Source organism: Mesorhizobium sp. M7A.F.Ca.CA.004.04.2.1, from assembly GCF_004022825.1.
Taxonomy (GTDB): Bacteria; Pseudomonadota; Alphaproteobacteria; order Rhizobiales; family Rhizobiaceae; genus Mesorhizobium.
In genome coordinates, this window is sequence record NZ_RZPH01000077.1 from 1 (window position 1) to 11,269 (window position 11,269).

General features: G+C 63.3%; 13 protein-coding genes. 1 reads left to right on the forward strand and 12 read right to left on the reverse strand.

The window, feature by feature from the left end; all coding sequences use genetic code 11:
* The 12 genes from EN893_RS05790 to EN893_RS05845 form a co-directional block, all read right to left on the reverse strand.
* Positions 1-465, reverse strand: a 465-nt coding sequence (locus tag EN893_RS05790; protein ID WP_281062471.1) for a phosphoenolpyruvate-utilizing N-terminal domain-containing protein, incomplete at its 3' end; no start/stop codon positions are given.
* Positions 449-751, reverse strand: coding sequence for an HPr family phosphocarrier protein (locus EN893_RS05795; RefSeq protein WP_127271907.1), 303 nt, complete (start codon positions 749-751; stop codon positions 449-451). The genes EN893_RS05795 and EN893_RS05790, both read right to left, overlap by 17 nt.
* A gap of 21 nt (positions 752-772) precedes the next feature.
* Positions 773-1,162, reverse strand: a complete 390-nt coding sequence (dhaM, locus tag EN893_RS05800) for a dihydroxyacetone kinase phosphoryl donor subunit DhaM (RefSeq protein WP_013528085.1) — start codon at positions 1,160-1,162, stop codon at positions 773-775.
* Positions 1,159-1,761 (reverse strand): dihydroxyacetone kinase subunit DhaL, encoded by a 603-nt coding sequence (dhaL, locus tag EN893_RS05805; protein ID WP_127272513.1) that lies wholly within the window; start codon positions 1,759-1,761, stop codon positions 1,159-1,161. Before dhaL ends, dhaM begins: the two co-directional genes overlap by 4 nt.
* 72 nt (positions 1,762-1,833) lie before the next feature.
* Entirely contained in the window at positions 1,834-3,477 is a 1,644-nt protein-coding gene (locus EN893_RS05810; RefSeq protein WP_127272512.1) for a dihydroxyacetone kinase subunit DhaK, read from the reverse strand.
* A gap of 55 nt (positions 3,478-3,532) precedes the next feature.
* A complete protein-coding gene (locus EN893_RS05815; protein ID WP_127272511.1) occupies positions 3,533-4,546 on the reverse strand; it encodes an ABC transporter ATP-binding protein in 1,014 nt (337 codons plus the stop codon).
* Positions 4,539-5,651, reverse strand: a complete 1,113-nt coding sequence (locus EN893_RS05820) for an ABC transporter ATP-binding protein (protein WP_127269192.1) — start codon at positions 5,649-5,651, stop codon at positions 4,539-4,541. The genes EN893_RS05815 and EN893_RS05820 overlap by 8 nt, the downstream gene beginning before the upstream one ends.
* A gap of 2 nt (positions 5,652-5,653) precedes the next feature.
* Positions 5,654-5,860, reverse strand: a complete 207-nt coding sequence (locus EN893_RS05825) for a hypothetical protein (protein WP_127269191.1) — start codon at positions 5,858-5,860, stop codon at positions 5,654-5,656.
* Positions 5,857-6,807 carry a carbohydrate ABC transporter permease gene (locus EN893_RS05830; RefSeq protein WP_013528079.1) on the reverse strand — a complete coding sequence of 317 codons (951 nt, stop codon included), beginning with the start codon at positions 6,805-6,807 and terminating at the stop codon, positions 5,857-5,859. Before EN893_RS05830 ends, EN893_RS05825 begins: the two co-directional genes overlap by 4 nt.
* Entirely contained in the window at positions 6,804-7,751 is a 948-nt protein-coding gene (locus EN893_RS05835; RefSeq protein ID WP_127269190.1) for a sugar ABC transporter permease, read from the reverse strand. Before EN893_RS05835 ends, EN893_RS05830 begins: the two co-directional genes overlap by 4 nt.
* A gap of 126 nt (positions 7,752-7,877) precedes the next feature.
* Positions 7,878-9,209, reverse strand: a complete 1,332-nt coding sequence (locus EN893_RS05840) for an ABC transporter substrate-binding protein (RefSeq protein WP_127269189.1) — start codon at positions 9,207-9,209, stop codon at positions 7,878-7,880.
* Positions 9,210-9,486: 277 nt separating this feature from the next.
* Positions 9,487-10,176, reverse strand: a complete 690-nt coding sequence (locus tag EN893_RS05845; RefSeq protein WP_127273168.1) for a PIG-L deacetylase family protein — start codon at positions 10,174-10,176, stop codon at positions 9,487-9,489.
* A gap of 28 nt (positions 10,177-10,204) precedes the next feature.
* Between EN893_RS05845 and EN893_RS05850 the strand changes: the two genes are divergently transcribed.
* A complete protein-coding gene (locus EN893_RS05850) occupies positions 10,205-11,095 on the forward strand; it encodes a DMT family transporter (protein ID WP_127271454.1) in 891 nt (296 codons plus the stop codon).
* Positions 11,096-11,269: the final 174 nt, after the last annotated feature.

Genomic DNA, 11,269 nt, shown 5'->3' on the forward strand with positions numbered 1-11,269 from the left:
ATCCTCGCCATAGAGGATGGCGCCGGCGGGCGGCTCGACGTTGCCAACCTCCGACAGAGCCCGCAGCACCTGGTCCCTGATATCGCGGATGTCGGCGGCGCGCGCGCGGAAATAATCCTGCTCCGAAGCATCGTAGCCGGCGATTTCAGCGTTAAGCGCCTGCCGCCACGCCGTGTCGGCCGGCAGGCCGGTGCGGATCGCGGCAAAGGCCGGGCTGCTCAGCGCATCGTCTTGCAGCATGGCGATCTGAAACTCGAGAATGTCGGCGGCATCGCCCTCGGCCATCCCGATCATTGCAGTGAGACGGCCCGTGGCGATGCCGATTGCGGCTTCGAGCGCGGCCTTCTCATCGTCGGCTGTTTCTTTGCCGACATAGGAGCCGACAGTCTGGTCGAGGTCGAACAGCGGCCCTTCGGCATAACCGGCCGAAGCCGAAATACCTTGCAGCCTAAGCGGTTCGGGCATGGTCCGCGCCTTCGTCGAAATCGCGCCGCACCAGTTCGACCAGCGCGTCGACGGCATCATTGGCGCCGTCTCCGCTGGCCCTGATGTGCAACAGCGTACCCTTCGGCGCCTTGGTCGCCATCACCTTGACGATGCTCTTGGCGTCGAACCAGGGGCCGTTGGCGGCAAGCGCGATTTCCACCTCGGCGGCAAAGCTCTTGGCCAGCTTGGTGAACTTCACCGAAGGACGCGCGTGCAGGCCCACCTCGTGGGTGATCACAACGGTCGCTTCGGCGGATGCGGACATGTCTTCAAACTTCCCGTTCACTCACGACGGCGACAATTCATGTGCCGTCGCCACCACTTCCCGGAGCGAGGCGCCGCCGGAGGCCTCGGTCGCCGCCATCACCGCGCCTTCGACGATCGGCGCGTTGCAGACGATGATCTTGTGCGAGCGTGGCTCGCCGATCATCTCCACCGCCATTTCCGAGTTGGTCTCGGCACCGCCGAGATCGACCAGAATGGCGACACCGGCTTCCGACCAGGCCTTGTCGATGGCGCCCATGATCGCCTCGACATTGGTGCCGAGCCCGCCATGGCCGTTTCCGCCGCACCATGCAAGCGGCACTTCGTCGCCCACCATCTGCCGCACCATGTCGGCCGTGCCCTCGGCAACCAGCGGCGAATGCGAAACGATGACGATGCCGACATTGCTCATGGCTGACCTTCCAGCGTTTCGACGATCGTGCGCACCAGAAGCGCGGTCGAGCGTGCACCGGCATCCATGTGGCCGATCGACCGGTCGCCAAGGAACGACGCACGGCCGCGCCGGGCCTTCATCGGCACGGTCGCCTCGGCGGCCGCACCGGCGATACCTGCGATTTCCGGCGCCGTCTTTCCCTGCAGCAACGCGTCATGCACCGGCTGCAGCACGTCGAGCATGGTTTTTTGTCCAACCTGCGACTTGCCCCGTGCTGCCACCGCTTCTATCGCCTTGCCGAACGCCGCCGTCAGATTGGCGCGATCAGGCGCCGCTGAAATCTCCTTGCCGAGTGCCAGGAAAAGGGTGCCGAATAGCGGGCCGGAGGCGCCGCCGACCGTCATCACCAGCTTGGTGCCGATTGCCTTCAAGGCATCGGGCAGCGGTTTGGCCGAAAATGCTTCGGCTTCCGCGCGCACGGCCTCGAAGCCGCGCTTCATGTTCAGCCCGTGGTCGCCGTCGCCGATCGCCTGGTCGAGCGCCGTCAACTCCTCGGCGTGAGCGGCAATGGTATCCGCAGCGGCCGCGATCAGCCTGGCAAGGTTCAACGCCGCCATGTCACCCGCATTTCCGGTTTCTATCTTGCCGGCAGTATCGAAAGAACGATCATTCGACAACTGGAGCATGAATCAGGCCGCTTCGTGCAGTGCGGCGGCGGCCGCGAAGACTTCGGCCACCGCGTGAGCGCCGGGGTCGACCACACCCTGCAATTTGCTGCCGACATAGGCGGACCGTCCGGCCTTAGCTTTGTCCATGGCGGAGGTGGCTTCGGCACCGCGTCGAGCCGCCACAGCCGCTTCGTCCACGCTCTTGGCATCGAGCGCTCTGAGGGCTGGCTCGAGGGCATCGACCATGGTGCGATCCCCCATCCTGGCCCCGCCATAGAAAGTCATTCGGTCGAGGCCGGCAAGCAGCGCCTTGGCTAAGCTCGCGCCGCTCTCCAGAGCTTGCGCTGCGGCGGTGAAGAAGATCGACAGCAGCACGCCGCTGGAGCCGCCCATCGACGCGCTCAGAATGTCACCTATCGCGCCAAGGGTCGCCGCCGGCTCGGCAAGCGGCAGCGCATCAAGCCGCTCGAGAACACTGCGCGCGCCGGTCGCCACCGTCGAGCCGGTGTCGCCGTCGCCTGTCTTGGCGTCGAGCCCGTTCAACGTGGTTTCCAGCGCGATCAGCCGTTCGCAGATGGTGACGAGAAGAGAGCGGGTCCGCGCATCCTGGCTGGGCTTGCGTGCCGCGCTCTGTCCGGCCGCTTTCGCCATCGGCACGACGGCAGGTGAAACAACCGGCTTTGCCGGCATCCAGGCGTGCGGACCGACCGGCGCCTGCAAGGCGGTTTCGCGCGCCGCATCCAGCCGGATCAGCGACAGCGAGAAGCCGTTCATGTTGAGCGCCGTCATCAGCGGGCCCGGGCCGATCGTCAGCTTGATGGTTTTGGCCAGCGGCGATGCAAGCACCGCATTGGCGACGACAGACATTTCGAGCGGCGGCACGGAGCCGAGATTGTTGATCAGCAAGGCGTAGGTGGCCTCGGGATCAAGCCGTGCCGCGAGGCGCTCCACCATGATCGCCACCAGCCTGTCGGCGCTCTGCACCGCAATCCTTTCGACGCCCGGCTCGCCATGAATGCCAAGGCCGAGCTCACCATCATTCTCGCCAAACCTGTCTTCGTGCGGTTGGCCGGGGATCGAGCAGGACGACAGCGACATGCCGAGCGAAACGATATCCTTCGCCGCCGCGCGAGCGGCCGTTGCGACGAATGCCAGATCGTGGCCGGCTTCCGACAAATGACCAGCGATCTTGTGCACGAACAAGGTGCCGGCAACGCCGCGCGGCTGGGTGATATCAGGCAGCGCGATGTCGTCGGCGACGATCACCATCTCGACGCGAAACCCTTCGGCGCGCGCCTTCTCGGCCGCCAGGCCGAAATTGAGGCGGTCGCCGGTGTAGTTCTTGACGATCAGCAGGCAGCCGGCCGGACCGGTGACCGCCCGGATGGCCGCCAGCACGGCTTCGACGCTTGGCGAGGCAAAGATCTCGCCTGAGACCGCCGCCGTCAGCATGCCTTTGCCGACGAAGCCGGCATGGGACGGCTCGTGCCCGGCCCCGCCGCCGGAGACGACACTGACTTTCGTCTTGTCCCAGTCGGCGCGCAGGATGACCTTGATCTCGGGATAGCCGTCGAGGCGCGCGAGATCGCCTGATCCGATGGTCCGTAACAGACCGTCGAGCGCCTCGGTGACGATCGTTTCCCTGCGATTGAAAAAGTGCTTCATCGAATTCGTCCCGTACTGGCAAAGTCAAAACCGGTGCTGAATCACCGAAAACCGCTCACATCAATCGCTGTCCATCGGCGCCGAAATACAGCGGTGACCGGTAGCGGATCACCACTCTGTCGCCCTGCGCCAAATCCGTGTCGGGGTCCGTCAGCGTCACCAGCTTCTTAGGGCCAACCGTCACATGCAAATGGTTCTGGTCACCGAGATGCTCGACCCAGTCGACAACGCCGTCGGCGTGACCATTCGCGGCCTTCGCGATCGTCAGATGCTCGGTGCGCGCGCCGATCGTCTTGGTGCCGGCCGGTGCACCGCCGTCAGGCAGCAGTCCGGTCGGCAGAAGATTGATCGCCGGCTGGCCGAGCCTTGCCGCGACATGCAGGTTTGCCGGCTCTGAATAGATGGTGCGCGGCGAGCCGATCTGCACCAGCACGCCCTCGGTGAGGATGCCGATGCGGTCTGCCATCGTCATCGCCTCGATCTGGTCGTGGGTGACGTAGAGCATAGTGGCGCCGAGCTCGGTCTGGATGCGCTTCAGCTCGAGCCTGAGATCGCCGCGCAGCTTGGCGTCGAGCGATGATAGCGGCTCGTCCATCAGATAGATCGAGGGCTTGCGCACCAGCGCGCGGCCGATGGCGACGCGCTGCATTTCGCCGCCCGAAAGTTTGGTCGAGCGGTTGGCGAGCTTGTGATGGATGCGCACCATCTTCGCCACCTCCTCGACCCGGCGGCGGATCTGGTCCTCCGGCATTTTCCGCGCCGGCGAGCGCAGCGGGAAGGCGAGGTTGTCGAATACCGACAGATGCGGATAGAGCGAATATTGCTGGAAGACGAAGGCCGTGTCGCGCTCAGCCGGCGACAGTGTCGTGGCATTGTGTCCGCCGATCTCGATCGTGCCGGAATCCGGCCGTTCCAGCCCGGCGATCAGCCGCAGCGTCGTTGTCTTGCCGGCCCCGGTCGGCCCGAGCAGCACGACGAATTCACCATCTGCTATGTGCAGGTCGAGGCCGTCGACGGCGACATGGTCGCCGAAACTCTTGGTCACGTTCTTGATGTGCACCTCAGCCATGCTGGGCCCTCCGCTCCGAGGCGACATCGTGGATCGCGGTTCTCACCGCGCGGCCCGATCCCTTCTCGAACAGCGACAGGCGCGCGCTGCTCAGCGTCAGGCCGACATGGTCGCCGGTGGAGAGCCGGATTTCGGCCGGCACGCGTGCCTTGATGATACCGTCCGCCGTTTCGACCGCGACGATCTGCGTGGTGCCGAGATATTCGGTGCCATAGATGGCGCCGCGCAGCTTGGAGGCGTCGTCGAAGCGTATGTGCTCCGGGCGGATGCCAAGGGCCATGTCGCTGGGTGCGATGTCCTCTCGTACCTCCGGCACCGCGACCTTCGCACCTTGCACGATGATCTCCCTGGCGCCTTTGGCCAGCCCGCCGCCAAAACCCAGAAAATTCATCGGCGGGGAGCCGATGAAGTCGGCGACGAACATGGTTGCCGGGCGGTCGTAGATTTCGCGTGGGCTTCCGAACTGTTCGATGACGCCATGGTTCATCACCGCGATCTTGTCGGCCATCGACATCGCTTCCATCTGGTCGTGCGTGACATAGACCGTCGTGGCACGGATGCGGTTGTGCAGTTCGCGCAGTTCATGGACCATCAAATCGCGGAATTCGGTGTCGAGCGTGCCGAGCGGCTCATCCATCAGGAAGCACTTCGGCCGCCGCACGATGGCGCGGCCGAGCGCGACCCGCTGGCGGTCACCACCGGCAAGTCCGGAGACGGATTTGTTGAGCAGATGATCGATGCGCAGCAGTTTTGCCGTTTCCTCGACACGGGTGCGGATCTCGGGCGATGGCATGCCTTGCGCCAGCAAGGGGAAGCCGATGTTCTTGCGCACATTCATGTGCGGATAGAGCGCGAACAGCTGGAAGACGAAAGCGATGTCGCGCTCGCGGGCCCGCAGCATGGTGACGTCGTCGCCGCCGAGCAGGATCTGGCCGCCGGTCGGCAATTCGAGCCCCGCGATCATGCGCAACGTCGTCGTCTTGCCGCAGCCCGACGGCCCGAGCATGACGAAGAACTCGCCATCCTCGACGACGAAGTTAGAATCCTGCACGGCGACGAAATCGCCGAAGGCCTTTCTCAGGTGCTGGACGCGGATTTCGGCCATGATTATTCCGGGAACTTGGAGACGATGATGAACATCACGGTGCCGGCGAGCATGGTGATGAAGGAGTAGGTGTAGAGCGACAGCGCGAAGGGCTGGAACAGCATCAGGAAGCCGATGGCGATCAGTGCCGTGGCGATGTTCTCCATCAGCCCGCGCCTGGCCCAGGCCGGCCAGCGCGATTTGCGTTTCTCAGGCTTGGTCATGCTCATTTACGCACCGCGCCGAAGGTGATGCCGCGCAGCAATTGCTTGCGGAGCAGAATGGTGAAGACCAGGATCGGCACCAGGAAGATCGTCGTGCCGGCCGCGACCGCCGGCCAGTCCTGGCCGCCTTCGCCGATGATGGTCGGGATGAAGGGCGGCGCGGTCTGCGCGGTGCCCGAGGTCAGGAGTGCCGCGAACGCGTACTCGTTCCAGGCGAAGATCAGGCAGAAGATCGCGGTCGCTGCAATGCCGGTCGTCGCTTGCGGCAGCACGGTGCGCCAGAAGGCCTGCAGCCGCGTATAGCCGTCGATCATCGCCGCCTCTTCGTACTCGCGCGGGATTTCGTCGATGAAGCCTTTCAGCAGCCACACCGCCAGCGACACGTTGACGGCCGTGTAGAGCAGGATCATGCCGAGCGCGGTGTCCGACAGGCCAAGCTCGCGGTACATCAGGTAGATCGGAATGGCGACGGCGATCGGCGGCATGAAGCGCGTCGACAGGATGAAGAACAAAAGGTCGTCGGCGAGCGGCACCTTGAAGCGCGAGAAGCCATAGGCCGACAGCGTGCCGAGGAACACGGCGCAGAAGGTCGAGCCGAAGGCGATGATCAGCGAATTGACGAAGCGCGGCAGGAAGTTGGACGGGCCGGCGATCACCATGTTGCGCTTGCGCGTGGTCTCGTCGCAGAAGCCTGTCGCCGGCCCCAGCGAGTTGATGTATTCCGGCGTCTGACGGGTCCGCGTCGTGAACAGATTGCAGTAGCCTTCGAGGCTGGGCTGGAACAGGATCTTGGGCGGATAGGCGATCGAATCCGGCGGCGTCTTGAAGCTGGTGGCGAAGATCCACAGCAGCGGCACGATCGAGATCAGTGCGTAAAGCACGATGATCGTGCCGGCGATCCGTTTCGAGTTGCTGCTCGGTGCGACGACCGAATGGGCTGTGGTCAGGCTCATCTCTGCTTCACCTTGTTCAGCGCCTTGACGTAGATGTTGGCGAGGCCGAACACCGCCACGAAAAGAATGATTGCGAAGGCCGAGGAATAGCCGGTGCGCCAGCTCTCGAAAGCCTGCCTTTTCAGCGTGATCGAGGCGACCTCGGTGGTCGAGCCCGGCCCGCCGCCGGTCAACAGATTGACCATGTCGAACATCTTGAAGTTCTCGATGCCGCGAAACAGCACAGCCAGCATGATGAAGGGCAGCGCCATCGGCAGCGTGATCGACCAGAATTGCCGCCAGTTGGAGGCGCGGTCGACCTCGGCCGCCTCGTAGATGTATTCGGGGATGGAGCGCAGGCCCGCGAGGCAGATCAGCATCACGTAGGGTGTCCACATCCAGGTGTCGACGATGATGATCGACCAGGGCGCCAGCGACACGTTGGAGAGCATCTGGATATCGGTCGGCGGGATCCTCGTGACGAAGGATATGGCGTAGGCGAACAGGCCGATCTGCGGCTCGTAGAGGAAGCGCCAGAAATTACCGACCACCGCCGGCGACAGCATCATGGGCACCAGGATCAGCGTCGTCCAGAAGGCGTGGCCGCGGAACTTCCTGTCGATCAGCCAGGCCAGGGTGAAGCCGATCAGCGTCTGCAACAGGATGGTCCAGAACACGAAATGCGCCGTCGTCTGCATGGCGATCCAGATATCCTTGTCGCCGAGGATGCGCTGGTAGTTGGCAAAGCCGAGGTTCTTCACCACCTCGTTCGGGCGGTTGGCGCGGTAGTTGGTGAACGACAGATAGATCGCCCAGAACAGCGGAAAGATGTTGATGGCCAGCAGCAACAGGATCGTCGGCGAGATGAACAGCCAGGCGAGGCCCTTGTCGCTGATGCCCCGGACCTTGCGGGCCAACGGCTCCGGAGTCGCCTGGGCAACGTTCTCCGCGGTCCGATTGAGCATGGTGAGTCCTGCTTCGGTCACTTGGTCGTCTCTGTCATGGAATTTATCTGAACTGCGTCCCGTGCCAAGGGCGGCACGGGACGCATGGGTCGAGCTCGGGAGGAGCCGGGTTACATCTTGCCCCAGTTACATCTTACCGTCGTCCTGGAAGACCTGCGTCCAGTCCTTGACCAGGCCGTCCAGCGCATCCTTGGCCGAACCTTGGCCGGCGACGACATAGTCGTGGAAACGCTTCTGCGAGGCCTGCAGCAGCGGGGCGTAGCTCGGCTCGGCCCAGAAGTCCTTCACGATGGCCATCGAGTCGAGGAAGGTCTGCGCGTAGGGCTGGCTGGCCGGGAAGCCCGGGTCCTTGACCACCGCGTTGAGGCAGGAATAACCGCCGAGCGACCACCATTTGGCCTGCACCTCCTTGTTGGCGAACCACTTGATGTATTTCAGCGCCGATTCCTGCTTGTCGGAATAGGACACCACTGAGATACCCTGGCCGCCGAGCTGGGCGAACTGCTCGCCGTCAGGCCCCTTCGGGTTGACGAAGTAGCCGATCTTGTCGCCGCCGACATTCTCGTCCTTCTGCAGGCCTGGCCATGTGAAGGCGAAGTTCATGTGCATCGCCACCTGGCCGGATTTGAAGGCGTCGACCCCTTCGCCCATATAGCTGTTCGAGGCACCCGGAGGCGTGCAGCAATCATAGAGCGCCTTGTAGAACTCCAGCCCCTTTACCGATTTGTCGGAGTTGACGAAGCCTTCCATTTCGTAGGGCTTTTTGGGGTTTTCGTACTGGAAGCCATAGCTGTAGAGCACGTCCATGGCGCCCATGGTGATGCCTTCCGAGCCGCGCTCGGTGTAGATCGAGGCGCCGTAGACGGTCTTGCCGTCGATCTCACGCTTCTGGAAGAACTCGGCGACCTGCTTCAACTGGTCGAAAGTGGTCGGCGGGCCGAGATCCCAACCGTACTTCTCCTTGAATTCCTTCTGCAGTTCCGGCTTGGAGAACCAGTCCTTGCGATAGGTCCAGCCGACGACGTCGCCCATGGCCGGCAGCGCCCAGTAGTTCGGCGTGTTCTTCGGCCATTCCGAATAGCCGACGACGGTTGCCGGCACGAAATCGTCCATGCTGATCTTCTCCTTGTCGAAGAAGTCGTTCAGCTTGACGTAGTGGCCGTTCTCGGCAGCGCCGCCGATCCACTGGCTGTCGCCGATGATCAGGTCGCACAATTTGCCGTGCGAGTTCAGCTCGTTGAGGAAACGGTCGGCATAGTTGGTCCATGGCACGAACTCGAATTTCATGCCGATGCCGGTTTCCTTGGTAAAATCCTTGGACAGTTCGACAAGCGCGTTGGCCGGGTCCCAGGCGGCCCAGCACAGCGTCAGGTCTTCAGCGTGCGCGACGTTCGAGACGGCTGTCGACGCTGTGATCGCCGAGGTCAGTCCCAACGCCAGTTTCAAGCTCGATTTCATGACTTCCTCCCATTTGCGAAACGCGCCCGGATGACGGTTTCAAAAAGCCCTCAACCCCTCTCCTCAGGGGCCCAAACATGGCTGCGCGGTTATGCTGCGGATGTTTAGTAATTTGTTTAGTGATGCAATTTTTACTAAACAAAGCAAGCGAATTCGTTGCTGCGCCGCAGCATGCTTATCGCGATGTCTGAAAACGTTGGAGAAGCGCGGCTCGCTGGTCGGCTTACCGAAGCTGTTCAGGCCGATTGTGACCAGGACGTGGGGTCGCCTCGGCTTCTCAACCGACCCTTCTGGTGCTCACCATCACCTTCCGGATCGGCGGTGCCGGCGGCAGCAGCATACGGATATCGGCGAACGGGAACGACGGTTCGAAGCGGAAGGCTTCGGCCGAGGAGCCTTGCGCGCCGTTGCACTGGCCGGCGCGAAAGGCGTTCTGTGTCCGCGCGATGTCGACGAAGCGGTCGGGATCCTGCGACTGATGCATTCGGATCGCCTCGGCCTTGACGTCGGCATGGGCGGAAATGTCGACATAGTGCGTCGGCGAAAAACCGGTGCCGCCCATCGTGTCGGCATGCAGCACCGGGACGGCGAAAGACGCCGCGATGCGCACGCCGTCCGACAACGCGCGATGGTCGGCGTGATAGTCGTTGGGCGCATGCGTGATCACCAGATCCGGGCCGGTTTGACCAATCAGTGCTTTCAGAGCTCCGATCAGCGCTGCATCGGCCACCAACTCGCCGTCCGGGAAGTCGAGGAAGCGTGGCATTGCGCCTACCAGCGCAGCCGCGGCCGTTGCTTCATCGCGACGGACACGAGCGAGAACAGCGGGATCACTCGTGCCGCCCCTGGCACCATCCGTGGCCATGGCAAAAGTGAGCTCTGCGCCTTGCGCGGCATAGGCGGCCATCGTACCGAACATGAAGATCTCGATGTCGTCCGGATGGGCACCGAGCGCCAGGATTTTCAAATCACTCTCTCCCCGGAACTGGAACAACGTGACGAACGGAATCCTGCTCGCCCTGATCGCCTACGCAAGCTATTCGGGCAGCGATGCCGTTGTCAAAAGCCTGGGCGGTCAACTCACGATCTTCGAGATCGGCTTTTTCATAACTTTGTTCGCGGGCTTCTTCCTATTCTTCACGCGACCTGCGGGCGAACGCTGGCGCGATTTCTGGCGCACCAAAAGACCATGGGCGGTGCAGGCGCGCGCCTGGGCGGGCATCGCTTCCGGCGTGCTCAGCGTCTACGCCTTCACCACCATTCCTCTGGCCGAGTCCTATGCGCTGATCTTCCTGGCGCCGCTCTGCGTCACCATTCTCTCCACGGTGATCCTCAAGGAGAAGGTCGGCCCCTGGCGCTGGCTGGCGGTGGTCGCCGGTTTTGCCGGCGTCATGCTGGTGGTGCGGCCTGGCTTTCGCGAACTCAATCTCGGCCATCTTGCCGCCTTCGGCGTTGCTTTCCTCGCGGCCACCAGCGTCATCCTGATGCGCTCGCTGGCGCAGCAGGAAAAGCGCACCACCATGCTCGGCGTGCTGGTCGGTTGCGGCCTGCTGTTCAACGGCATCGGTGCCGCCGCCACCGCCTTTACTGTTCCCAGCGGAAAGCAGTTGCTGTGGCTGGCAATGGCCGGTGCCTTCACCGCGGGTGGACAATTCCTGCAGCTGCTGGCCATGAAATACGCGCCCGCCAACCGCGTCGCGCCGACGCATTATTCGCAGATCGCCTGGGCGGTGATCCTCGGCGCGTTGTTCTTCCGGGAATATCCGGACGGGCTGTCGCTGGTTGGCCTGGCGGTCGTTGGCGGCGCCGGCCTTTTGACCATGGTTCGTGAGGAAGCGCGGCTGGGCACCGTGCGCTGGAACCCGTTTTCGCGCACCCGGCTTTAAACCGACTCTGGTTGCGCCTTGGCCGTAACCGCTGATATGCGGGCGCCATGACCACAAAACCCCTGCCGGAGCTTCCTGTATCCGCCGTGCTGCCGGCGCTGACGGAAGCGCTCGGCGATGGCAACAGCGCCGGCAGCACGGCGGATACAGGAAGCTCCGGCAGGGGTTTTGTGG

Bases quoted from the DNA above. Each gene is read 5' to 3' on its own strand.
- EN893_RS05835 (WP_127269190.1), bottom strand. From the start codon at position 7,751: ATGCTCAATCGGACCGCGGAGAACGTTGCCCAGGCGACTCCGGAGCCG.
- EN893_RS05840 (WP_127269189.1), bottom strand. From the start codon at position 9,209: ATGAAATCGAGCTTGAAACTGGCGTTGGGACTGACCTCGGCGATCACA.
- dhaL (WP_127272513.1), bottom strand. From the start codon at position 1,761: ATGGCGGCGTTGAACCTTGCCAGGCTGATCGCGGCCGCTGCGGATACC.
- EN893_RS05815 (WP_127272511.1), bottom strand. From the start codon at position 4,546: ATGGCTGAGGTGCACATCAAGAACGTGACCAAGAGTTTCGGCGACCAT.
- EN893_RS05830 (WP_013528079.1), bottom strand. From the start codon at position 6,807: ATGAGCCTGACCACAGCCCATTCGGTCGTCGCACCGAGCAGCAACTCG.
- EN893_RS05820 (WP_127269192.1), bottom strand. From the start codon at position 5,651: ATGGCCGAAATCCGCGTCCAGCACCTGAGAAAGGCCTTCGGCGATTTC.
- EN893_RS05810 (WP_127272512.1), bottom strand. From the start codon at position 3,477: ATGAAGCACTTTTTCAATCGCAGGGAAACGATCGTCACCGAGGCGCTC.
- EN893_RS05825 (WP_127269191.1), bottom strand. From the start codon at position 5,860: ATGAGCATGACCAAGCCTGAGAAACGCAAATCGCGCTGGCCGGCCTGG.
- dhaM (WP_013528085.1), bottom strand. From the start codon at position 1,162: ATGAGCAATGTCGGCATCGTCATCGTTTCGCATTCGCCGCTGGTTGCC.
- EN893_RS05795 (WP_127271907.1), bottom strand. From the start codon at position 751: ATGTCCGCATCCGCCGAAGCGACCGTTGTGATCACCCACGAGGTGGGC.